This is a genomic window from Faecalibacterium longum (genome assembly GCF_040094125.1).
In the GTDB taxonomy this organism is placed as follows: Bacteria; Bacillota; Clostridia; order Oscillospirales; family Ruminococcaceae; genus Faecalibacterium; species Faecalibacterium longum.
Window position 1 is genome coordinate 1 of the sequence record NZ_JBBNIH010000154.1, and the last position, 21,751, is coordinate 21,751.

General features: G+C 60.5%; 22 protein-coding genes. 12 read left to right on the forward strand and 10 right to left on the reverse strand.

The features are described 5' to 3' along the window. From AAAU26_RS09480 to AAAU26_RS09490, 3 genes are all read left to right on the forward strand, one after another. The coding region (locus AAAU26_RS09480; RefSeq protein WP_227618727.1) for a hypothetical protein at positions 1–204 on the forward strand (204 nt) is incomplete at its 5' end. Between the two features lie 52 nt (positions 205–256). Next, complete coding sequence (locus AAAU26_RS09485) at positions 257–1,603, forward strand: dicarboxylate/amino acid:cation symporter (RefSeq protein WP_227618726.1); 1,347 nt, start codon at positions 257–259, stop codon at positions 1,601–1,603. 229 nt (positions 1,604–1,832) lie between these two features. Further along, positions 1,833–3,383, forward strand: coding sequence for an alkaline phosphatase (locus AAAU26_RS09490; protein WP_227618725.1), 1,551 nt, complete (start codon positions 1,833–1,835; stop codon positions 3,381–3,383). Positions 3,384–3,454: 71 nt separating this feature from the next. On the opposite strand, the gene AAAU26_RS09495 is transcribed toward AAAU26_RS09490, so the two are convergent. Genes AAAU26_RS09495 through AAAU26_RS09510 form a run of 4 tightly spaced genes read right to left on the reverse strand, consistent with a single transcriptional unit; the run spans position 3,455 to position 5,463 of the window. Next, positions 3,455–3,787, reverse strand: a complete 333-nt coding sequence (locus tag AAAU26_RS09495; RefSeq protein WP_227618724.1) for a hypothetical protein — start codon at positions 3,785–3,787, stop codon at positions 3,455–3,457. After that, positions 3,756–4,427: a hypothetical protein gene (locus AAAU26_RS09500; protein ID WP_227618723.1), complete on the reverse strand. Its 672-nt coding sequence runs from the start codon at positions 4,425–4,427 to the stop codon at positions 3,756–3,758. The genes AAAU26_RS09495 and AAAU26_RS09500 overlap by 32 nt, the downstream gene beginning before the upstream one ends. Positions 4,428–4,442: 15 nt before the next feature. After that, complete coding sequence (locus tag AAAU26_RS09505) at positions 4,443–4,943, reverse strand: hypothetical protein (RefSeq protein WP_227618722.1); 501 nt, start codon at positions 4,941–4,943, stop codon at positions 4,443–4,445. A 1-nt stretch (position 4,944) separates the two neighbouring features. Next, positions 4,945–5,463 carry an RNA polymerase sigma factor gene (locus tag AAAU26_RS09510; protein ID WP_223386858.1) on the reverse strand — a complete coding sequence of 173 codons (519 nt, stop codon included), beginning with the start codon at positions 5,461–5,463 and terminating at the stop codon, positions 4,945–4,947. 148 nt (positions 5,464–5,611) lie between these two features. Between AAAU26_RS09510 and AAAU26_RS09515 the strand changes: the two genes are divergently transcribed. Next, on the forward strand, positions 5,612–6,580 hold the full coding sequence (locus AAAU26_RS09515; RefSeq protein WP_227618721.1) for a biotin--[acetyl-CoA-carboxylase] ligase: 969 nt from the start codon (positions 5,612–5,614) through the stop codon (positions 6,578–6,580). 121 nt (positions 6,581–6,701) lie between these two features. Here the strand turns inward: AAAU26_RS09515 and AAAU26_RS09520 are convergent, their stop codons facing one another. The 4 genes from AAAU26_RS09520 to AAAU26_RS09535 form a co-directional block, all read right to left on the reverse strand. Next, positions 6,702–7,253, reverse strand: coding sequence for a chromate transporter (locus tag AAAU26_RS09520; RefSeq protein WP_217211318.1), 552 nt, complete (start codon positions 7,251–7,253; stop codon positions 6,702–6,704). Then, entirely contained in the window at positions 7,240–7,830 is a 591-nt protein-coding gene (locus tag AAAU26_RS09525) for a chromate transporter (protein WP_158396190.1), read from the reverse strand. The genes AAAU26_RS09520 and AAAU26_RS09525 overlap by 14 nt, the downstream gene beginning before the upstream one ends. 100 nt (positions 7,831–7,930) lie before the next feature. After that, the gene (locus tag AAAU26_RS09530; protein ID WP_158396192.1) at positions 7,931–9,295 is read right to left on the reverse strand and encodes an MATE family efflux transporter; all 1,365 of its coding nucleotides are present in this window, start codon (positions 9,293–9,295) and stop codon (positions 7,931–7,933) included. Between the two features lie 627 nt (positions 9,296–9,922). Continuing rightward, positions 9,923–10,450, reverse strand: coding sequence for a YcxB family protein (locus AAAU26_RS09535; RefSeq protein WP_227618720.1), 528 nt, complete (start codon positions 10,448–10,450; stop codon positions 9,923–9,925). A 191-nt stretch (positions 10,451–10,641) separates the two neighbouring features. Between AAAU26_RS09535 and AAAU26_RS09540 the strand changes: the two genes are divergently transcribed. The 6 genes from AAAU26_RS09540 (at position 10,642) to AAAU26_RS09565 (ending at position 17,281) form a co-directional block, all read left to right on the forward strand. Further along, complete coding sequence (locus tag AAAU26_RS09540; protein ID WP_227618719.1) at positions 10,642–12,171, forward strand: sensor histidine kinase; 1,530 nt, start codon at positions 10,642–10,644, stop codon at positions 12,169–12,171. Beyond that, positions 12,146–12,976 (forward strand): response regulator transcription factor, encoded by an 831-nt coding sequence (locus AAAU26_RS09545; protein ID WP_207676894.1) that lies wholly within the window; start codon positions 12,146–12,148, stop codon positions 12,974–12,976. The genes AAAU26_RS09540 and AAAU26_RS09545 overlap by 26 nt, the downstream gene beginning before the upstream one ends. Further along, entirely contained in the window at positions 12,973–13,983 is a 1,011-nt protein-coding gene (locus tag AAAU26_RS09550; RefSeq protein ID WP_227618718.1) for a TRAP transporter substrate-binding protein, read from the forward strand. Before AAAU26_RS09545 ends, AAAU26_RS09550 begins: the two co-directional genes overlap by 4 nt. 244 nt (positions 13,984–14,227) lie before the next feature. Further along, the gene (locus tag AAAU26_RS09555; protein ID WP_158396198.1) at positions 14,228–15,316 is read left to right on the forward strand and encodes a TRAP transporter substrate-binding protein; all 1,089 of its coding nucleotides are present in this window, start codon (positions 14,228–14,230) and stop codon (positions 15,314–15,316) included. A gap of 101 nt (positions 15,317–15,417) precedes the next feature. After that, on the forward strand, positions 15,418–15,939 hold the full coding sequence (locus tag AAAU26_RS09560; protein WP_158396199.1) for a TRAP transporter small permease: 522 nt from the start codon (positions 15,418–15,420) through the stop codon (positions 15,937–15,939). Position 15,940: 1 nt separating this feature from the next. Beyond that, the gene (locus AAAU26_RS09565; RefSeq protein ID WP_158396201.1) at positions 15,941–17,281 is read left to right on the forward strand and encodes a TRAP transporter large permease; all 1,341 of its coding nucleotides are present in this window, start codon (positions 15,941–15,943) and stop codon (positions 17,279–17,281) included. Positions 17,282–17,352: 71 nt separating this feature from the next. Here AAAU26_RS09565 and AAAU26_RS09570 read toward each other — a convergent pair whose 3' ends face one another. Beyond that, on the reverse strand, positions 17,353–18,183 hold the full coding sequence (locus AAAU26_RS09570) for a PfkB family carbohydrate kinase (RefSeq protein ID WP_227618717.1): 831 nt from the start codon (positions 18,181–18,183) through the stop codon (positions 17,353–17,355). 171 nt (positions 18,184–18,354) lie between these two features. On the opposite strand from AAAU26_RS09570, the gene AAAU26_RS09575 reads away from it, so the two are divergent. Beyond that, complete coding sequence (locus AAAU26_RS09575) at positions 18,355–19,653, forward strand: MATE family efflux transporter (protein ID WP_227618716.1); 1,299 nt, start codon at positions 18,355–18,357, stop codon at positions 19,651–19,653. On the opposite strand, the gene AAAU26_RS09580 is transcribed toward AAAU26_RS09575, so the two are convergent. Further along, positions 19,650–20,495, reverse strand: coding sequence for a helix-turn-helix transcriptional regulator (locus AAAU26_RS09580; protein WP_227618715.1), 846 nt, complete (start codon positions 20,493–20,495; stop codon positions 19,650–19,652). The genes AAAU26_RS09575 and AAAU26_RS09580 overlap by 4 nt on opposite strands. A 130-nt stretch (positions 20,496–20,625) precedes the next feature. Here AAAU26_RS09580 and AAAU26_RS09585 point away from each other — a divergent pair, with 130 nt between their 5' ends. Then, positions 20,626–21,741 carry an ABC transporter ATP-binding protein gene (locus AAAU26_RS09585; protein ID WP_207676897.1) on the forward strand — a complete coding sequence of 372 codons (1,116 nt, stop codon included), beginning with the start codon at positions 20,626–20,628 and terminating at the stop codon, positions 21,739–21,741. Positions 21,742–21,751 lie beyond the last annotated feature (10 nt).

Below are 21,751 nucleotides of genomic sequence, written 5' to 3' on the forward strand. Positions count from 1 at the left end.
GACGCTGGATTTATTGCTATGATGCGCGGCGGGCAGCCTTTTGGAATATCAAACGGACATAATGAGGCAAACAGAGGTTTTCTTTTGGCCTTTTATCCAGAACGTAATTTTTACATCAAATTTTCATGCGTCGTACTTTTGCGGAAAAATCGCCTGAAAAGCCGATTTTTCCCTTGCGTCCAACAGTTTGCCGTGGTAGGATAGATCGAATGTGAACGAAACACACTGGGAAATGGACAAAAGTGAGGAAAATCGTATGGAAAAAAATAAGAACAGCGGCGCGGCACTGGCAAGAAAGATGGCAGTGTCTCTGGTTTGCGGTCTGGCGGCAGGCTTTGCCTTTATGATGCTGCGCGAAAAGCTCGTGGCTTCCGGCAACAGCGGCATCTGGCAGACCATCAACGACCTGCTCTTCCAGGACATCACCACAGAGGGCGCGGAACGTGCGCTCGGCCTCTTCTACATCATCGGACAGCTCTTCATCAAAGCACTGCAGCTGGTCATCATCCCGATGGTCTTCACCTCCATCGCGCTGGCCATCGGCAGCATCGCCGATACCCGCACCATGGGCCGCATCTCGGCCAAGACCCTCTTCTGGTTCCTGCTCTGCTCCTTTATGGCGCTGGCACTGGCCGGATGCGTGGGCTACGCCACCTATTCCATGGGTCTCTTCAACGCTCACATCGAGGGCCTGACGGAAGCCGCCGGCTCCACCGGTTCCAACCCCCTGAATGTGGTGCTGAATGTTATCCCCTCCAACATCGTCACGGCTTTCGGCAGCAACAACGCTGTTCTTTCCTCCGTCTTCCTCGCGGTGGCTGTGGGCCTGAGCATGAATGTGCTGGGTGAGAGCCGTACTTCCACCCTCCGCCGCCTGCTGGGCGAGGTGAACGACGTGGTGGTGGTCTTCCTGAACTTCGTCGTCACAAACTTCGCGCCCTTTGCAGTCTTCGTGCTGCTGACCCGCACCTTCGCCATCTATGGCATTGATTACCTCAAGCCCGCTCTGGTGTATGTGGTGGTCACGGTGGTTCTGCTCTTCGTCTTCCTGCTGGTGGCCTATCCTCTGGTGGTGGCGCTGGGCGCAAAGCAGAACCCCATCACCTTCATTAAGAAGATCGCCAACGTGGCCGTCTTCGGCTTCTCCACCTCTTCCAGCGCAGCCACTCTCCCCCTGAACATCAGGGTCTGCACCGAGGATTTCGGCGTCGATGAGTCCATCGCCTCCTTCGTCCTGCCTCTGGGCATGACCATCAACATGGACGGCACCGCCATCATGCAGGTGGTGGCCACTGTCTTCATCGCAGGCTGCGCCGGTTACACCGTTACTCCCGCCCAGCTGGTTGTGGTCGCTCTGCTGGCTCTGCTGGCCTCGGTGGGGACGCCTGCCGCCCCCGGCGCAGGAGCCGTCATCCTCTTCACCATCCTGTCCGGTGCGGGCTTCGTGAATGACAGCGCCCTGCTGGCCTACTCCCTCATCCTCGCCATCAACCGCCCCATCGAGATGCTCGTCACCTCCCTGAATGTTGTGGGCGACGCTGTGGCCAGCATCTGCGTGGCCAAGAGCGAGGGTCTGCTGAACGAGGAAAAGTTCAACGCATAATTGACCTGTAACATACAAAAGCGCCCCTCCGGTAAAACGGAGGGGCGCTTTTTGCGCAGCAGAAGTCTTCTTTTTTACAGACGGCCCAAAGCCGCCGCCGGGGTTTTACGCCGATTTTGCGTCCGTATGGTTTCGGGCCGGGCGGCTGCGGCGGTAGAATAAGGCCGTTCCCGGTAAATCGAAAAAGAGAGAAGGAGCCATGAGGCTCATGGAAAGAGAGGACTTTCGCATGAAAGAGAATAAAATGTCCCGCCGCAGCTTTTTGAAGGTCGGTGCCGTTGCATCCGCCGCCGGTATGCTGGCCGCAGCGCCTGCCGCTGCCAACGCCGCTGCTCCCAATGCCGCCAACGCAGCAGAGGAAGAGAACGGACTGCTGGGCGTGTTCGGCGGCAAACCCAAGTATGTCTTCCTCTTCATCGGCGACGGCATGGGCACGGCCCAGATACAGTCCGCCCGATTCTATAAGGGTACGGTGGAGAACAACGGTGCTGTCGTCGAGGGCGAGCTGAGCTTCACCCAGTTCCCCGAGGTGGGCAGCGTGACCACCTACGACAGCACTTCTTTCTGCCCCGACTCCGCTTCCACTGCCACTTCCATCGCCACCGGCCACAAGACCGAGAGCGGCGTCATCAATATGTGTCCGTGGACCCGCGATGTGCCGTATGAGACCATCGCCGAGAAGCTCCACGCCCAGAAGAACTACAAGGTGGGCGTTGTGTCCACCGTCAACATCGACCACGCCACCCCCGCCGCCTTCTATGCACATCAGAAGACCCGCAAGAACTACTACGCCATCGGCAAAGAGCTGGCCGCCTCTGGCTTCGAGTACTTCGCAGGCGGCGAGTTCCAGAAGGTGAACGGCGACGGTACCGGCCCCAACAACCACGAGATCGCTGCCCAGAACGGCTACAACGTCGTCACCCGTCAGGCGGACGCTGCCACCCTCAAGGCTGGTGCAGGCAAGACCCTCATCATCGCCGAGGCACTGGCCGACGGCAAGGCCATGAACTACGCCATGGACGCCGCCGCAGGAGAGTGGCAGCTGACCGACTACGTCAGGAAGGGCATCGAGCTGCTGGACAACAAGAAGGGCTTCTTCCTGATGACCGAGTCCGGCAAGATCGACTGGGCCTGCCATGCCAACGATGCCGCCGCTTCCATCCACGATGTGCTGGAGATGAGCAACGCCGTGCAGGCCGCTGTGGACTTCTACAATGCCCACCCCAACGACACCCTCATCCTCGTCACCGCCGACCACGAGACGGGCGGCATGGCCATCGGCTACAAGACCACCAACTACGACACCTTCCTGACCAATCTCACCCACCAGAAGATGTCTTACGCCAAGTTCGACTCCACCTATGTGAATGGCTACATCGCCAACAAGACTCCCTTCGAGGCCGCCATGGCCGACGTGAAGGCAAACTTCGGCCTGACCCTGCCCACCGACCCCGATGCTGCCAGTGCAGGCAAGCTGCTGCTGACCGACTACGAGGTGGAGAACCTGCGCAAAGCCTACGAGCGGACGCTGGAAGTCGGCGCTTCCTCCCAGAAGGAGATGAGCCAGCAGGATTATGAGCTCTACGGCACCTACATCCCCTTCAGCATGGCCATCTGCCACACCATCAACCACAAGTCCGGCATGGACCACACCACCTACGCCCACACCGGCGCGATGGTCAACATCTATGCGCTGGGCGCTGGTGCGGAGAAGTTCCGCGGCGTCTTCGACAACACCGAGATCTACCACAAGCTGGCTGAGCTGACCGGCGTACAGTAAGCCCCTCTCTTCAAACGAAAAAGCCTGTGCAGACGCTCCCGGGGCGGGAGGCTGCACAGGCTTTCTTGTGTTCACAGGTGGATGGTGCAGCCGCGGCCCAGCATCTGGGCCAGCAGCATAAGGGTCGAGACGCCGAAGCATCCGCCCATCAGCAGCAGGCAGAGTACTACAGAGCTGAAGTCGCACCGGCATTTGCCGGGTCGGGCGGAAAAGTAGAGCACCTCACACCCCAGCAGGATGAGACCCGCCGCAGGGAGCACCTGCCAGATGACCATCCACGGCAGGCCGGGAAGGAAGCGGCAGAGCAGGAAGAGCACACCTGCCGCGATGAGGCAGACGCCCAGCGTCAGGGTGCCGACTCGGCGGAGCGGCTTATTCGTCGTGTTCGTGGTCGAAGTCATCATCCGTCACCTCGTTTTCGTTCACCACCGGGCCGGAGAGCAGAGGAGCGTTCTCCGGCTGCGCGGCCGCGTCGGCGTGATACTCGCAGAAATCGGCATCCTCGGGGACATCCTTGGAAGCATCCGGCTTTTTGGCCGGATGGGGGCCTTTCACCAGCCAGACGCCGCAGACGATGAGGACCACACAGACCACCACATCCGGCAGGCTGTCCATGACGAGATAGAGGGCGCGGAAAACGGGGGAGGAGTGGCCCCAGCGGTAGACGAGGTCGCCGAGAGTGTTCATGATGAGGTTCTGGTAGGCGATGAGCGCACCGAAGGCGATGAGCAGCCAGCCCACCAGCTTGTGGCTGTCCAGCAGAGCCCGAGCCAGCCGCTTGTCGCGGGGGTCGAAGTGGATGAGGTAGTCGTCCTCCGGCGCGGTGTCCGCGATGATCTGCGCCCGGAGGTTGAAGGTGTCAAAGAAGCTGTACATCCACACCACCATCAGCAGGAGCAGCACCGGGTTGAGCAGTGAGCTCACCATCCCGATGAGGCAGGCCGTGAGGATAAGGGAGAGGCCCCGCTTCATGTAACCCTGATACATCTGGCCTGCGCCGGGGATAAACGCACAGCAGAAGGTCAAAAATCCGTTTTTCAGCATAACGATCTCCTTGTTTTATGATTTTATGTTTTCTGCCGCGTTCAGCAGGCTTTCCAGCACAGAGGAAACGCGGGTATAGATGTTCTCGCCGGGGCGGGAAGTCACGGGCCTGCCCAGCTTTTCGGGCAGAATCTTCGGGGGCTGTTTTTCCGGCAGGGTGACCTGGACTGTGGGCAGGAGAGCCTGCAGGTCGCTGCCGTGGTCGGTGACGAAGGTCAGCGCTCCGGTACGCCACATGGTCAGCGCCAACACGGCGGTGACGCCCGCCACCGCAGCCCGGCCATAGGTGCTCTGCATCAGCCGCACCCAGATGGTGCTCATCACGGTACGGCGGACATCCCGGGGCGGGTCGGTGAGGGCGTCGGCGGTCAGAAGTGCGGTGTAACGATCGGTGCATTTGTCGCAGTAGGCGAGATGTTCGGCGGCTTCCAGCCGTCCCAGCTCGTCCAGCTGCCCGGCGGTGAGGGCGTACAGCCCTTCGTCGCTCAGACAGCCGTCTTCACGGAACAATTCCATCTCAAAAGCCCTCCTTTCCGGCGGCGCTCAGCTGCGCGGCCAGCATCTTTTTTGCCCGGAAGACCTGCGCCTCCACTGTTTTCTGGGGCCTGCCGCAGAGCCGGGCGGCTTCGGCGGCGGTGTGCTGTTCCAGCAGCATGAGGCGGCAGGGCGTCTTGTAGGGCTCCCGCAGAGCGAGGATGCGCTGCGTCAGCTCCTCTTCGCCCAGAGCTTCCAGCACCTGCGCTTCCGGCTCGCTGCCGGGCGGTGCGCCCTCAAGTGCAAGCACATCGTCGCCGGGGGTGTTCACCCGGCGCGCCCAGGCGCTGCGTAAGTAATCCTTGGCTTTGTTGGAGGCGATGCGGGCCAGCCATTGCTTTTCGTATCCGGCAGGACAGCGGTCCATGCTCCGCCATGCAGAGAGAAAAGTTTCCTGCGTCAGATCCTGCGCATAGCCCTCATCTGCCACCAGCTGACGGCAGATGGTGTAGACGAGGGACTGATACTTCTGTACCAGCCTGTCAAATTCCAGTGCATTCAATGGCTGCTCTCCGCCTCCTTTCTGCCCGGCATTTCAAGCGCTCTGTCTATCGATACGAATCAGTGGGTCCAAAACCTGCAAAATCGTGGGAAAAATATTGAAAATGTGGTAAAATGGCCTTATCAAACCTCACAAAGGAGAAAACACGATGGCCTCTGCCACAAAACAGGCACTTCTGGCGGCGCTCTCCGCCGCCCAGGGCGAATGCATCTCCGGCCAGCAGCTGGCGCAGCAGCTGGGTGTGAGCCGCGCTGCTGTCCATAAGGCTGCGGCTGCACTGGCGGCTCAGGGCTATGCGCTGGAAGCCGCCCCCCGGCGGGGCTATCGGCTGGCGGGCGGCGACCCCTTCTGCGCCGAGGCGGTGGGGGAGTACGACGCCCCCATCTACCTCTACGACAAGCTGGAAAGTTCCAACCGCACGGCCAAGACGCTGGCCCTCGAGGGTACGCCCCACGGCACGATGGTGCTGACAAGTCAGCAGACGGCGGGCCGGGGCCGGCTGGGGCGGCGGTTCGAGAGCCCGGAGGGGAAAGGCATCTATCTCTCGCTGGTGCTGCGGCCCGGCCTGCCCATGACCGAGGCGCAGACCGTCACCGTCAGCGCGGCGGTGGCCGTCTGCCGGGCTGTGAAGCGGCTCTGCGGGCTGGACTTGGGCATCAAGTGGGTCAACGACCTCTATTATAACGGCAAGAAGGTCTGCGGTATCCTGACGGAAGCCGGGGCTGACATCGAGAGCGGACAGTTGGAATGGCTGGTGGTGGGCATCGGCCTGAACCTGACCTCCCGCCCGGAGGACTGGCCCGAGGAGCTGCGGCCCATCGCGGGCAGTCTCTACCCCGGTGGGCCTGCACCGGTGAGTCGGGCGGCACTGGCTGGGGCCATCGCCCGGGAACTGCTGGGTCTCTGCCCGGCCTTCGACTGTCTGGACGAGTACCGCGCCCGGTGCTTTGTGCCGGGCCACTGGGTCACGGTCTGCACCGGGACGGAGAGCTACGCCGCAAAGGCGGTGGCCATCGACGACGCCGGGCGGCTCATCGTGCAGCGGGAAGGGGGCCGCACCGAGATGCTCTGCCACGGAGAAGTGAGTATAAGGCCGTCGCCGCTGGCGGTAAAATAATAAGAATAATATAGAAAGAAAGCATCGGCAGACACCCGGCGAGGGTGCTGCGGATGCTTTTGCTTTAAGTAGAGCAAATGCCTCTCCCAAAGAGAGAGCCTAAGAGCTGAAGGAAAGCTGGTCAAAACACCCCGAAGCACACCAGCCCCAGCACCGCCGCGATGCCGATGACCTTCGGCACACTGAGCTTGAATTTCTGGAGCAGTACAAAGCAGAGGATGCCGATGGCGATGCCCGGCAGGCTGATGCCTCCTGCCTCGGTGATGTAGGTCTGGCGGCAGAGGCCCACCAGAACACCCAGCACCATGCCGATGCAGACAGGCTTGACGATTTTCATGATGTAGCTCATCACCTTGCTGGTGCGGAACTTCTGGAAGAACGCCGCCGCCAGAAGCGTCAGCGTCAGGGTGGGGCTGAGGACGCCCAGGACCGCGAAGACGCCGCCCGGCATCCCGGCGGTCTTGGTGCCTGCAAAGGTGGCGGCATTGACGCCCAGAGAGCCGGGTGTCATCTCGGCGATGGCGATGAGGTTCGTCAAATCGGCATCCGTCATCCAGCCGTGGGAGGACATTTCATCCATGATGAGGGGGATCATGGAGGTGCCGCCGAAGCTGGTGAAGCCGATCTTCGCAAACGCGGCGAAGAGCTGAACGAGGGTCTCAAACATGGCCATGTTCGCTCACCCCCATCCAGACCAGCGCGATGACCACACCGGCCACCACCAGCGTCAGATTGCTGATGGACGTAAAGTAACAGAGCACAAAGGCGACGGCACAGATGATGATGGGCATCGCGCTGGTCAGAGCATCTTTGCCGAGAGAGATGGCCGCGCCGCCGATGATGGGGGCCACGGCGCACTGGACGCCCTTGAGGGCCGACCAGACCCAGTAGTTATCTTTAATGGCGTCGTAGATGGCCGTCACGATGGTAAGGGTGACGACGGCGGGGATGCACAGGCCGATGGCCGCGCAGATGCCGCCCAGCACCCCGGCCATCTGATAGCCGAAGAGCAGAGTGATGTTCGCCACCATGATGCCGGGCAGGCTCTTGCCCACGGCGATGAGCTCCAGCAGATCGCTCTTGGTCATCCAGCCGCGCTCGTCCACGAACTCCCGCTCCATCTGGGCAATGATGCTCCATCCGCTGCCAAAGGTGAACGCGCCGATTTTGATAAAGTAAAGAAGCATCAGCAGGGCCATTCGTGCGCCGGTGGGGCGCTGCTGTGCGGTTTCGGGTTTTGTTGTCTGCATGAATCCTCCTGAGATACCGGGTTTGCTGTTCTTTTACCTATAAGATACCACAGACGTCCCCAAAAGGCGAATGGAAAAATGGAATGGTTCCCGGTTCCTGTCAGGAATGCTCGTAAGTCATCCAGCTGCCTTTCCATGCGTAGAGGGCCATCAGCACGGCACCCAGCGCCCACGACACCGGGTAGAGGACGAACACGCCCTCGATGCCCGCAAAGAAGGGGAGGACGAACTGGATCCACACCACACGGAAGAGGCAGAGCGAGATGAGCAGCACCACCATCGGCGGTACGCTGCGGCCAGTGCCGCGCACTGCGCCCGCCATGCCGTGGAGGATGGCCAGCAGGAAGTAGAAGGGGCAGAAGTAGTGCATGGCGCTGCACCCGAAGGCCACCACCGTCTCGTCGGAGGTGAACAGGTGCATGATGGGATTCTGGAACGCCAGCAGCAGAGCACCGGTGCAGAGGGTGTAGAGCACGCCCATGCCCAGCGTGACCCACATGCCATTCTTCACTCGTTTGAGGTTGCCTGCGCCATAGTTCTGGCCCACGAAGGTCGTCGCCGCCATGCTGAAACTGGTGACGGGCAGGATGTTGAAGCCGTCGATTTTCATATAGGCCGCAAAGCCTGCCATGGCGGCGGCACCGTAGCTGTTGACGCTGGACTGCACCAGCACATTCGAGAAAGAGATGACCATGTTCTGGATGCCGGTGGGAAGGCCGATGCGGATGATGCGGGAGGTCATCCGCTGATCGGGCCGGATGGCGGAAAGCTCCACCTTGTAGTCGGCGTCCACCTTCATCAGAAAGCGGAGGCTCAGCACACAGGAGACGAGCTGGCTGATGTCGGTGGCGATGGCAGCACCCGCCACACCCATCTTCAGCCCGGCGATGAGTACGAGGTCGAGGATGATGTTGGTGATGGAAGCGCAGGCGAGGTAGATGACCGAGCGGCGGGAGTTGCCCGCCGCGTTGAGGATGCCGGCTGCCATGTTATAGACGACGCTGAACAGCACACCGCCGAAGTAGAGCTTCATGTAAGTCACGGCGTCGCCGAGAACTTCTTCGGGGGTGTTCATCCAGACCAGCAGGCTGCGGCTGACGGCGATGCCGCCCACCGTCAGGATGAGGCCGAGGATGACCGCGATGGCCAGCGAGGTGTGGACGGCGATGCGCGTTTCCTTTTTATCTTTTGCGCCGAGGTACTGGCTCACGACGACGCCGGCGCCGACGGCCACGCCCTGACTGAAACCGATGAGCAGGTAGATGGGTGAGCCGCTGGAACCCACAGCGGCCAGAGCGTTGCTGCCCAGAAAGTTGCCGACGATGATGGAGTCGGCGGTGTTGTAAAGCTGCTGGAGCAGGTTGCCCAGGATGAGCGGCACCGAGAAGAGCAGGATGCTTTTCCAGATGCTGCCCTCGGTCATGAGCAGGGTCTTTTTCTGCTGCGGCTGTGCCGTTGCGGCCATAGTGGTTCCTCCCTCAAAAATGCAGGAATTTCATAGGTATTTCACAATAAACTTAACAATACATCGTTCTGTGCCGAATGTCAAGCAGAACGGAAAAGAAAGCCCTCAGACTTTCCACATCTTGTTTGCAGATTGTTCAAAACTAACTCAAAGAAACTCCATTTTTATCCGGTACAATAAAGGTGCAGTCGGGAAGACAAGAACGAGATCCCCCATCTCCGGCTTTTGACTTTCCATAAATGCCATGCAGGCAGGATTCATGCGCAGCCCCGCAGCGGGTGCCGCGCCCCTAAAAAAATACTGTCCCCCACCTATGCGAGGCAATAGCCACGGCGGCGGACAGACTACCAACAACCTCCTAGCAGCCGCAAATGTTTAGGAGTTCTCATACACAGGCAGCGCCGCTTTCTCCTCCTTTCCACGGCGCTGCCTGTTTTTGTATTTTGGAGTCAACCTCTCCGTCAGCGCTTACGCGCTGCCACCTCCCCTAACGAGGGGAGGCTTTGGCATTTCGTAAAGCCTTTCCTCTTCGCCAGAGGCTCCCCTCGCTAGGGGAGCTGTCGAGCGAATGCGAGACTGAGAGGTTAAAAACAAAAACCGCCCTGAAAAGGGCGGTTTTTGTTGTCTTCAGCGCATATCATGCAGGCGCTCTGCCGGGAGGGAGGCTTGCAGCAGGCTCCATGCGGCGTCGAGGCTGTCGTTCAGCAGATAGGCCTGATTCTGCTGGACATAGAGGTAAATGGCGTTGGGGGTGCGGTAGGCCAGATGCAGATCGTGCCACGCATACTTGCGGCTCGCCTCAGGCTTGTCCTGCTCGCCGGCCATCCAGACCGACAGTCCTTCGTCGTCCAGCAGCAGCCGGTAGAAGGGGCGGGGCAGGCCCATCTTTTTGATTTGGAGGCTCAGGGAGTGGAAGAACGTCCAGAAGTAGACAGCCGGCACGCCCAGCGCCACCACGGCCAGCACCACCGTGAGCAGAGCTGCGCCGTCTTTCTGGCCCACCTGCGACAGGCAGAAGCCGGCAGACACCAGCAAAATGGCCGTGAACACCAGAGGCCGGTGCCACGCCTTGTGGTGGCGCAGCAGGTCAAAGGCGGCAAAATCGTGGAAGGATGCAGCATCCATCTGGACGGAAACGGAGATCGGCTGAGACATAAAAATACCCTCCTTTTTGGTCATAGTACCATATTATTTTCCAACAATCAAGGATGATATTGCGCAGATGCCCTAAAATGTGCTAAAATAGGACGAAAAAGAAAGTTTATGGAGCTTTCGCTCTGACGGCGGACAGGCCGGATAAGGCGGAAGATGCGCGGTAGAATATCACAGAGAAGGAGGATGGGTGCGTGGGGCGCAGGATGACCCTGAAAGGGCAGATCAGTCTTTGCCTGGCGGCGTTTTTTCTGGCGCTGGCGGGGCAGATATTCTTGAGCTTTTACCAGTCCGGCACCGTGCTGCGGGAACTGGACGACCAGATGGGCAACTTCAACGCCATCAGCCGCTTTCAAAACGGCGTGGAGCGGAGTCTTTCGGCCATGGAAGATTACCGCTGGGAGTACGGCGACGCCAAAGCGCTGACAGAGGAGCTCCACAGCGCCTTTTCCGTCACCAACGCATGGCTCTGGCGCATCGAGAGCGACCTTGGCACTGTGAGTGAAGAGCAGTATCTGCTCTACAATGCCGTTTCCACTACCTACGACAGCTACACCGCACTGGTGGACCAGCTGGAAGAAGCGGTGGCCGCCGGTCAGGACACGAAAGCCGCCCAGCTCTACTATAATAAAATCGTACCCTGCGGCGGCTATCTGCGCCAGTACACCCAGCAGCTGCTGAACACGGCCATAACCGATGCTCAGGGGACTTACACCACCGTGTCGGCCCTCAGCGACCGGGTGAAATGGGTGCAGACCGTCGTGGTGGCGCTCTGCCTTGCGCTGGGCTGCGTCATGGCCTTCTCGGTGCTGACGCTGCTGACCCCGGTGCAGCAGATGATCGGCGCCTCCAGGGAGGTCACCCGGGGCGAGTTCGACTCGCCCGACCTGCCTGCGCCCCGTCAGCCGGAAATGGCCCAGCTGACCGAAGCCTTCAACCACATGAAGCATTCGATGGCGGAGCAGGTGACCACCCTGCGGGAGAAAAACGAGATGGAGCGGGAGCTCCACCGCCAGAAAACGGAAGCTCTGGAATTACAGAACCGGATGGAGCGCAGCCGTTTGCAGCAGCTGCGCAGCCAGATCGACCCCCATTTCCTTTTCAACACCCTGAACGTCATTTTACAGACCGCCGGACAGGAAAAAGCCTACCGCACTCAGGCCCTCATCACGGCTCTGTCGCACCTGCTGCGCTACAGCCTGATGAGCAACGACGAGCAGGTGCCGCTGGCCCGGGAAGTGCGCATCGTGGACGAGTATTACTCCATTTATCACGTCCGCTTCGGCGACCGGGTGAAGATGGTGTGGCGTATCTCCGACTCCCTCGATTTGACGGAGACGATGGTGCCGTCCTTCATCTTGCAGCCCATTGTGGAGAATGCCTTCAAGCACGGCATCTCGCCCAAGGAAGAGGGCGGCGTGGTGCGCATCCGCATCAACCCGCTGCGGGATAAGGGGCTGCTCTATATCAGCGTCTGCGACAACGGCGTGGGTATCCAGCCCGAACAACTGGCCCAGCTGAAAGCCGCGCTGGCCCAGCCCGGGGAGCGCTGGGAGCATATCGGCGTCTATAACGTGGCCGCACGGCTGCGGCTTCTGGATAAACGGGGGCGGCTGGTCATCCGCTCTCACCCGGGCCGGGGGACGGCCATCAGTATGTACCTGCCCCTTGTAGAACTTTTGGAGGAGGATTTGGACGATGATACGCCTGTTGATCGCGGATGACGAAAAGCTGGAGCGGGAGGCGCTTGCAGAGCTGGTCCAGCGCCGTTTTGAGCGGGAAGTGGTCCTGGAGGTGGCGGAAAATGGCCGCAAAGCTGCCGACACGGCGGTGCTGTGGGGCGCGGACCTCATCCTGATGGATATTGAGATGCCGGGCATGAGTGGTCTCGACGCTGCCCGCGCCGTGCTGGCCCAGCGGCCTTCCTGCCGGGTCATCTTCGTCACGGCCTACAGCCTGTTCCAGTATGCCCATGAGGCGGTGCATCTGGGGGCCTGCGACTATCTGCTCAAGCCGGTGGACCCCGACGAGCTGGAAGCCTCGGTGCGCCGGGCTATGCGGCAGATCGAGACGGAGCGGAAGCTGGAAGAGCTGGCCGCCGCCCAGCCCCAGCAGGAGCAGACGGAGACCGAAGAAGAGGCGGAAGACGCCCCCGAGGAGGGCGAGAACAGCCAGACGGCCCTCGTCATGGCCCACGTCCGCCGCTACCTCGAGGATAATTATATGTTCGATCTGTCGCTGGACAGCGTGGGCGAGATCCTGCACATCAGCCCGGCCTACCTGTCGGCGCAGTTCAAGAAGTACCAGAAGATGAACTTCCTCGACTGCCTCACCGAGCTGCGCATCAACGCGGCAAAGGAATTGCTGGCCGACCCCTTCCGCTCCTCGGCAGAGGTGGCGTCGATGGTGGGCTACGAGGACGCCAGCTACTTCGCCCGGGCGTTCAAGAAACGCACCGGCATGACTCCCACCCAGTACCGCCGTCAGGCCGGTCAGAAGGCAAAGGCCGACCCGGAGGCCGGACTGTGAGCGGGCGGATGATTTCCCGCCGCAGTGTGCTGGCGCTGGCTGCCTGTACGGCGCTGGGCGCTGTGGGCTGCAGCAAGACGGAAGAGTACACCGGCCCGGAGCTCATCCTGCGCTACGCCGAGAACCAGCCCGAGGATTATCCCACCACTCAGGCCGCTCTGGCCTTTGCCGACCTCGTGGCCGAGCGGACGGAGGGGAGGGTCAAAGTCGTGGTCTACAGCGGCGGGGAGCTGGGGGCCGAGCAGAGCGTCATCGAGCAGATGCAGTACGGCGGCATCGACTTTGCCCGCGTCTCTCTGAGCCAGCTGGCCGAGTATCAGCCGGCCCTGAGCGTATTGCAGCTGCCTTTTCTCTATACCGACGCGCCCCAGATGTGGCGGGTGCTGGACGGTGAGATCGGCGATGAATTCCTCTCCGGCCTCGGCGTGATGGACCTCGTGGGCCTGTCGTGGTTCGACGCCGGTGTCCGCAGCTTCTACACCCGCGAAAAGGTGGAGACGCTGGCGGACCTCGCGGGGCTGACGCTCCGGGTGCAGGAGTCGGACATGATGAGCGAGATGATACTGGACCTCGGCGCAAAGCCCGCGCAGGTGGTCTACAGCCGGGTCTATGCAGCCCTGCACAACGCCGAGATAGACGGCGCGGAAAACAACTGGCCCAGCTATGAGGCCATGGGCCACTACGAGGTGGCCCCCTATTTCTTAAAGGATGAGCATGCCCGCGTGCCGGAGCTGCAGCTGGCCAGCGAGGCTGCGATGGAAAAGCTGGCAGAGCTGGACGAACGCTTCCCGGACATCATCCGCACCTGCGGAAAGGAGAGCGCTCTGACCGAACGCCGCCTCTGGGCGGAGCGGGAGGCCAGCGCCGAGAAGCATATGAGGGAATGGGGCGTGGAGGTGACGACCCTCTCCGCTGCCGAGAAAGCCCGCTTCCGGGCGGCAGTCGAGCCTATGTACGCGGCTTTTGAGGAGCAGAGCCGCCTCATCCAGCGCATCCGCGAAGCCTGAAAAAGCGCAAGAGATATTACATTGTATTCATCTTGTTGGGCAGTGTGCTGAATAAACTGCGCTGCGGCTTGTAAGGAATGCACAAAAGTGTTTCTCACATTTTTTTGAAAAACAGGACATTTTTCATAAGCCCTTGTTCTGACTAAAAATTTTTGCTAAAGTGTGTACAGTAAATGAACGGACGGTGTGCGACCCGTGCAGAGCGCACCGCCCTGAATGAGGAAAATCTAAGGAGGATTTTATCATGAAGAAGATTTCTCGTCGCAGCTTTCTGGCAGCAGCCGGTGTTTCCGCCGCTGCTCTGGCACTGACCGCCTGCGGTGGCTCCAGCAACAGCACTGCTGCTTCTACCGCTACCTCTGCTGCAGCTTCCACCGCTCCCGCCGGTGATGCCGCAGCTGCTGCTTCCGACCCGAAGGTGACTCTGGTCTACGCCGAGGTCAACCCGCTGGATACCATCGTCGGCCAGACCGGTTCTCACTTCAAGGAGAAGGTCGAGGAGCTGACCGGCGGCTCCGTCGTCGTCGATGTGCAGGCTTCCGGCGTTCTGGGTTCTGAGAACGACGTTCTGGACGCTATCCTCGGCGGCTCTACCTCCATCGACATCAGCCGTATCTCCGCTTTCGCACTGACCAGCTACGGCTGCAACAAGTCCAAGCTGTTGTCCATCCCCTTCACCTTCGAGAACCGCGCACACTTCTGGAACTTCGCCAACAGCGAGCTGGCACCTGAGTTCCTGAACGAGCCCCAGGAGCTGGGTCTGCCCGTTCGTGGTATCTTCTACGGCGAGGAGGGCTTCCGTCACTTCTTCACTGTCAAGCCTGTTTCTGGCATCGCTGATTTCAAGGGCCTGAAGCTGCGTGTGTCCAACGACCCCGTCATGAACGGCATGGTCGAGGGCCTGGGCGCTAACCCCACCGTCGTTTCCTTCGGCGAGCTGTACAGCGCACTGCAGACCGGCGTTGTCGATGGCGCTGAGCAGCCCATCGCAAACTACAAGTCCAACGCCTTCCCCGAGGTCGCTAACAACCTGATCCTCGACGGCCATACTCTGGGCGCTGTGCAGGCTGTCATCACCGACAACGCCTGGAACAAGCTGACCGAGAACCAGCAGGCTGCCGTCATGGAGGCTGCTGCGGATACGCAGGCCTTCAACGCTGACCTGTCCGAGACCGCTGAGAACAAGGTCCTCGACGAGCTGAAGTCTTCCGGCTGCAACGTCGTCGATGTCCCCGATAAGACTCCCTGGCAGGAGGCTTGCGCTAAGGTCATCAGCGAGAACACCTCTGATCAGGCTGAGCTGTATCAGCAGCTGCTGGATATGAAGGCCTGATAAAAGCGCCTTTATCCTGAAGTAGTACATAGCCCGGCGGGGGACTACGGGATACGCCCGCAGACCCGCCGGGCTTTTTATAAGAGTATGGAGGAGATCCTATGCCGAAAATCTTTACCACTCTGGATAAGATCAAGCCGGCGTACGACGTCACCTACAAAGTGGTCCTGTTTATCTGCAAGATTCTGCTGATCGTGGATATTCTCATCACCACCATGTCGGTCATTGGTCGTTACGTCCCGTTCATCCCGGACCCCGCATGGTCTGAAGAAGTCGTTCTGACCTGCATGAGCTACATGGCCGTGCTGAGTGCTGCTCTGGCCATCCGCCGCGGCGCACACATCCGCATGACCGCATTTGACGTCTATCTGCCCAAGATCGCCGTCAAGGTGCTGGACATCCTCGCCGATCTGGCGGTCTGCATCCTCGGCCTCATCATGCTGGTTGTGGGCTGGAACTACGCCACCACCCTGGGCGGCCGCGGCTTCTATGTCTCGATGCCCTGGCTGAGCCGTTTCTGGATGTACTTCCCCGTGCCTCTGGCCGGTGTCGCCATGATCATCTTCGAGATCGAGGCACTGTACAACCACATCAAGAGCATTTTTGTAAAGGAGGAGAACTAATATGACAGTCCAGACACTGGCAATCGTTGTCCTTCTTGTCAGCTTCTTCGTCATGATCTTCCTGCGCTTCCCCATCGCATACGCCGTTGGTCTGTCCAGCGTGCTGTGCATGATGGTGCAGGGTCAGGCACTGACCGATGTCTGCCGCCTGATGGTCAAGGGCATCTCGTCTTTTAGCCTGATGGCCGTCCCGTTCTTCATCACCATGGGCGTCCTCATGGGCAGCGGCGGCATCTCCGAAAAGCTGATCGCTCTGGCTGACGCCTGCGTCGGCTGGATGCGCGGCGGCATGGCAATGGTCAACATCGTTGCTTCCTACTTCTTCGGCGGCATTTCCGGTTCTGCTTCCGCAGATACTGCTTCCATCGGCTCCATCATGATCCCCATGATGGTCGATCAGGGCTACGACGCCGACTTCTCCACCGCTGTCACCATCACCTCCTCCTGCGAGGGCCTGCTGGTTCCCCCGAGCCATAACATGGTCATCTACGCCACCACCGCCGGCGGCATCTCCGTGGGCAGCCTGTTCCTGGCTGGCTACCTGCCCGGCGCTCTGCTGGCCATCGTCCTGATGATCGGCTCCTACATCATCTCCGTCAAGGAGAATTACCCCAAGGGTTCTCCCTTCACCATCAAGGGCTTCATCAAGCAGCTGGGTACCTCCATCTGGGCTCTGGCCGCAGTCGTCATCGTTGTGTTCGGCGTTGTCGGCGGTGTGTTCACCGCTACCGAGTCCGCTGCTATCGCAGTTATCTACTCTCTGCTGGTCTCCGTCTTCGTCTACAAGGGCCTTGACTGGAAGGGCGTCTGGCACGCTCTGGATGAGTGCGTCAACACTCTGTCCATCGTCCTCATCCTGATCGCCACCTCTGCTGTGTTCGGCAACTGCCTGACCATGCTGCACGTGCCTGATCTGGCTGCAAACGCCATCACCAGCGTCACCAGCAACCCCTACATCATCGCACTGCTCATCGACCTCATCATCCTGGTGCTGGGCATGATCATGGATATGGCTCCCATCATCCTGATCGCTACCCCCATCCTGCTGCCCATCGCGACCTCCATCGGCATCGACCCCATCCAGTTCGGTATCATCATGGTCCTGAACTGCGGTATCGGCCTGCTGACTCCCCCTGTCGGCGCGGTTCTGTTCATCGGCTCTGCCGTTGCGAAGCGCCCCATGGAAAAGGTCGTCAAGGCTACTCTCCCGTTCTATCTGTGCATGTTCATCGCTCTGCTGCTGCTGACCTTCGTGCCTGACATCAGCCTCGCTATCCCGAAGCTGCTGGGCGGCTACGTCAGCCCCATCACCAACCCGCTTGGCCCGGTGTTCATTCACTGATCAGCTCATTCTCCTCCGGATGACAGGATAAACGGAAAGCCCCCGCCTGCAAAGGCGGGGGCTTTCCGGCGTTATAGAAGTGTCTGAAGTGCCGGAGCACTGCATTTCATGAGCTTTTTCAGGGTCAGCTCCTGCTGAGAGATTTGATACAGCAGCCGTGCGGCCAGCTCTTCGGGCGGGGCGGAAAGCTCGGGCAGGAATGCGTGTACTGCCCGGGTAAAGGCGTGGACGCCCTCTTCTGTCTCAAGCACCACCAGCTGGGTATGCCCCCGCAGCAGGGCAAACAGCCCGACCTGATACTCCCGGGTGTCCAGCAGAAGCTCCATCTCGTCGGCGGTGAGGAGGAGGATGTCCGCGAAGGGGAGAAACTGCATCACCGTGTCCCGCAGGGTCTTCTCGCCGGGCCAGAGAGCCGGGCGGAGAGAGGGGACAAAGCAGACCGGCACACCGGCGGTGCGGGCGGTGTCCAGCGCGGCAAGATGGGTGTAGCGGCAGGGGCTGTCCACGAGGCAGGCGCTGGAAAAGGCCAGCATTTCAGCATCTGCGGCCCAGTCAGCGCCCAGCTGTTCGGGTGCATAGAGCAGCTCCGAAGAACGGGTGCGGCAGGCCAGCGTCTCGCCGCCGCCGTCGAACAGCAGCGGCGTGGGAGCGCGGGAAGTGAAGCAGACCCGGCTGATGTCCACACCGGCAGTAGATAAAGCGTCTGCGATGCGGTGTCCGAAAACATCCTCGCCAAGCTGCGTTAAAAGAGAGGCTCTGCCGCCCTGTGTGGCATAAGCCAGTGCCAGCGAGGCGGCGCTTCCACCCATGCGGGGAGAAAACGTCTTTGCCGACGCCAGCGGCGCGGTGCTGTTCAATTCCAGCCACGCTTCGCCCAGACAGTATAAAGTCTTGCCCGGCATGATGCACCCTCCCTTCTGCCTGTTTTCAAAAACAAACTACAGTATACACCCATCCGGGCGTTTGTGCAAATGGAGAGCTTGACAGCTTCGGTCGGATTGTGATAAACTGACGCAATATGGCAGTATATCTGAAATTTGAATGATAAAAATGTGACATTTGACGAGGAGAACATGAGCCTTACCAAACAGTATTTCAAATACGTCAGCCAGAACATCTTCGGCCTGCTGGGTACGTCCTGCTACATCCTGGCCGATACCTATTTCATCTCGCAGGCGGCAGGCACCAGCGGTGTGGCTCTGCTGAACCTCTGTCTGCCCATCTACAACTTCATCTTCGCCATCGGCTCCATGCTGGGCCTCGGCGCGGCCACCCGCTACGCCATCCTCCGGGCGCAGGGCGACGAGCGGTCGGAGCGCTATTTCACCAACGCCCTGCTTTGGGCGCTGGTGTTCGCCCTGCCCTTCATGCTGGCGGGCATCTTCTGCCCCGAGGTGCTGCTGCGGTTCATGGGCGGCGACGCGGAGATCGTTGCACTCGGCGTGGGGTACGCCCGCATCTTCCTGCTGTTCACGCCCTTCTTCATGTGCAACTACATCGTCTCAGCCTTTGTCCGGAACGATGGCGATCCCTCACTGGCCATGGTGGCGACCCTCTGCGGAAGCCTCTTCAACGTGGTGTTCGATTACATCTTCATGTTCCCCATGGGCCTCGGCCTGCCCGGCGCGGCGCTGGCGACGGCAGTCTCGCCGGTGTTGAGCATTGCGATCTGCAGCCGCCACTTCTTCAAAAAGAGCAGCACCGTCCGCCTTGTGCGGCAGCTGCCCTCGCCGAAGCTGCTGGCCCAGAGCTGCCAGCTGGGCGTCTCGGGCTTCGTGGGAGAGATGTCCTCCGGCGTGACCACCACCGTCTTCAACCTGCTGCTCCTGCGTCTGGCGGGCAATGTGGCCGTGGCGGCTTACGGCGTCGTGGCGAACTACGCGCTGGTGGCGACGGCTATCTTCAACGGCGTGGCCCAGGGCGCACAGCCGCTGGTCAGCAAGTGCTACGGCAAAAACGATGCCGCCGGTGCCCGCAAGCTCCTGCTGCTGGGCAGCGGAACAGCGCTTGCGCTGGCGGCGGCACTGTATGCAGTTCTGTTCGGGTTCACCGGGCCGATCGTCGCGGTCTTCAACAGTGAGAACTCGGCCCTCATGGCGCAGTATGCCTTCAGCGGGATGCGCATCTACTTCCTCGGCTATTTCTTCGCGGGCTTCAATATCGTGGCCGCCGGCTATCTGGGCGCGGTGGACCGCCCCGCAGAGGCTTCTGCGACGTCGCTTTCCCGCGGCATCGTGGCCATTGTGGCCTGCTCTCTGGTGCTGAGCGCCCTCTTCGGGATGAACGGCGTCTGGGCCGCGTTTCCGGCCTCTGAGGCCATCACGGCCGGCCTGACCCTCTTCCTGCTGAAGCGGAAAAAGCGTAGCGCTTAAATGAACAATTCCTGTTCCAACCGCTGCTGCTCGGGCGAAAGCTCGGGCAGTGCGCTCCGACCGGCCATCGCCCGCCACTGCGTGGGAGATTGGCCGGTCGTTTTTTTGAAGACGCGGCAGAGGTAGTTGGCCCCCGAGAAACCGCAGAGGCTGGCGATGACATCCAGCGTGTACTCCCGGTGGAGCAGCAGACGCATGGCGGCTTCTATGCGGACGTTGGTGAGGTACCGCCCCGGCGAGACGCCCAGCGCTGCCGTAAAGGCCCGGACGAGGTGGCTCTTGGAGACGCCCAGCCGCTCGCTCAGCTCTTCCACGCCGTAGAGCCCGGCGTAGTTCCTGCGGATGTCCTCGATGGCGGCGGCCACCAGCGGGGGCAGGGCAGGGGCGGCGCTGTCGGCGTCTGAGAGCTCGCACAGCAGCGCGAAGGCCAGCTGACTGCGCACCCGCTCCGAGGCGTCCCGCTCTTCGGCAAGGCGCCCCATCAGCTCTGCCGCCGCCGGGCAGGTCTCGCCCCGGGCGAGGAAGGGCATCTCGGAAAGCCCTGCGAGGAACTGTTCCGCTGCCTGCCCGGTGAGCTGGACGCAGAGCAGATGGCACTCGTTTTCCGGCGCGAGGGTCAGCGGCCCCCGGCTCAGCACGAGATGGCCCGCTGCGGCATTCTGGGGCGGCAGCAACAGGGCAGAACCTGCCGGCATCGGGTCGAGATCGGACAGCGAGACGACACATTTTCCGCTGGAAATGAGGCAGACCCAGAGCCCTTCGCCCCGCAGGGTGAGGGGCTCTTCCGGCTGGGCATCCTCCACGATGCCGAGGGCGGCAGTCGTGCTGGGAGAGTAAATCAATATCTGACACCTCAAATCAATAAAATGCTATTTTATAACACAAAATAATCTGCTATTATAATAGCAATGAAACGGCTCATCGTCAAGCTGAGCCTTTGAGTGCAACAACATCAATGGAGGAAAAAGCTTTATGGCTTCTATCAGCTGCCAGCATATCTACAAGATCTACCCCGGTGCTACGGCTCCTTCCGTCACCGATTTCAACCTGGAGATCCAGGACAAGGAATTCATCATCTTCGTCGGCCCCTCTGGCTGTGGTAAGTCCACCACCCTGCGCATGATCGCCGGTCTGGAGGAGATCTCCAAGGGCGAGATGTACATCGGCGGCCGCCTCATCAACGACGTTCCCCCGAAGGACCGCGACATCGCCATGGTCTTCCAGAGCTACGCTCTGTACCCCCACATGACCGTCTACAAGAACATCGCTTTCGGTCTGGAACTGCGCAAGACCCCGAAGGACGAGATCGACCGCCGCGTCCACGAGGCTGCTAAGATCCTGGAGATCGAGCACCTGCTGGACCGCAAGCCCAAGGCTCTGTCCGGTGGTCAGCGCCAGCGTGTCGCTTTGGGCCGTGCAATGGTCCGTAACCCGGCAGTCTTCCTGCTGGACGAGCCTCTGTCCAACCTGGACGCTAAGCTGCGTACCTCCATGCGCACCGAGATCATCAAGCTGCACAAGAAGCTGGCTACCACCTTCATCTACGTTACCCACGACCAGACCGAGGCTATGACCATGGGCGACCGTATCGTTGTCATGAAGGACGGCATCATCCAGCAGGTCGATACCCCGCAGAACCTGTACGATATGCCCTGCAACATGTTCGTCGCAGGCTTCATCGGCAGCCCCCAGATGAACTTCCTGGACGGCACCATCGTCAAGAAGGGCGACCAGTACAGCGTCGATCTGGGCGGCGACCTCATCCCCCTGCCCAAGGAGAAGACCGCTGACAGCAAGCTGGATTCCTACGTCGGCAAGAAGGTCAAGATGGGCATCCGTCCCGAGGACATCGACGATGAGCCCGAGTTCATGGCAAAGCACACCGACTGCCAGCTGGATGCTAAGGTCGATGTCTCTGAGATGATGGGCGCTGAGATCTACCTGTATCTGGAGTACAAGGGCAACAAGATGACCGCCCGCGTCGCTCCCACCTCCAAGGCCCGCAACGGAGACACCGTCCGCGTTGCCTTCGATCCCCACAAGGTCCACCTGTTCGACGTCGAGACCGAGCAGACCATCCTGAACTGAATAAGATAGT

What these genes read in the sequence shown, in the direction of transcription:
- AAAU26_RS09485 (WP_227618726.1), top strand. Translation starts at nt 257, where the DNA reads ATGGAAAAAAATAAGAACAGCGGCGCGGCACTGGCAAGAAAGATGGCA.
- AAAU26_RS09490 (WP_227618725.1), top strand. Translation starts at nt 1,833, where the DNA reads ATGAAAGAGAATAAAATGTCCCGCCGCAGCTTTTTGAAGGTCGGTGCC.
- AAAU26_RS09495 (WP_227618724.1), bottom strand. Translation starts at nt 3,787, where the DNA reads ATGATGACTTCGACCACGAACACGACGAATAAGCCGCTCCGCCGAGTC.
- AAAU26_RS09500 (WP_227618723.1), bottom strand. Translation starts at nt 4,427, where the DNA reads ATGCTGAAAAACGGATTTTTGACCTTCTGCTGTGCGTTTATCCCCGGC.
- AAAU26_RS09505 (WP_227618722.1), bottom strand. Translation starts at nt 4,943, where the DNA reads ATGGAATTGTTCCGTGAAGACGGCTGTCTGAGCGACGAAGGGCTGTAC.
- AAAU26_RS09515 (WP_227618721.1), top strand. Translation starts at nt 5,612, where the DNA reads ATGGCCTCTGCCACAAAACAGGCACTTCTGGCGGCGCTCTCCGCCGCC.
- AAAU26_RS09520 (WP_217211318.1), bottom strand. Translation starts at nt 7,253, where the DNA reads ATGGCCATGTTTGAGACCCTCGTTCAGCTCTTCGCCGCGTTTGCGAAG.
- AAAU26_RS09525 (WP_158396190.1), bottom strand. Translation starts at nt 7,830, where the DNA reads ATGCAGACAACAAAACCCGAAACCGCACAGCAGCGCCCCACCGGCGCA.
- AAAU26_RS09530 (WP_158396192.1), bottom strand. Translation starts at nt 9,295, where the DNA reads ATGGCCGCAACGGCACAGCCGCAGCAGAAAAAGACCCTGCTCATGACC.
- AAAU26_RS09535 (WP_227618720.1), bottom strand. Translation starts at nt 10,450, where the DNA reads ATGTCTCAGCCGATCTCCGTTTCCGTCCAGATGGATGCTGCATCCTTC.
- AAAU26_RS09545 (WP_207676894.1), top strand. Translation starts at nt 12,146, where the DNA reads ATGATACGCCTGTTGATCGCGGATGACGAAAAGCTGGAGCGGGAGGCG.
- AAAU26_RS09555 (WP_158396198.1), top strand. Translation starts at nt 14,228, where the DNA reads ATGAAGAAGATTTCTCGTCGCAGCTTTCTGGCAGCAGCCGGTGTTTCC.
- AAAU26_RS09560 (WP_158396199.1), top strand. Translation starts at nt 15,418, where the DNA reads ATGCCGAAAATCTTTACCACTCTGGATAAGATCAAGCCGGCGTACGAC.
- AAAU26_RS09565 (WP_158396201.1), top strand. Translation starts at nt 15,941, where the DNA reads ATGACAGTCCAGACACTGGCAATCGTTGTCCTTCTTGTCAGCTTCTTC.
- AAAU26_RS09570 (WP_227618717.1), bottom strand. Translation starts at nt 18,183, where the DNA reads ATGCCGGGCAAGACTTTATACTGTCTGGGCGAAGCGTGGCTGGAATTG.
- AAAU26_RS09575 (WP_227618716.1), top strand. Translation starts at nt 18,355, where the DNA reads ATGAGCCTTACCAAACAGTATTTCAAATACGTCAGCCAGAACATCTTC.
- AAAU26_RS09585 (WP_207676897.1), top strand. Translation starts at nt 20,626, where the DNA reads ATGGCTTCTATCAGCTGCCAGCATATCTACAAGATCTACCCCGGTGCT.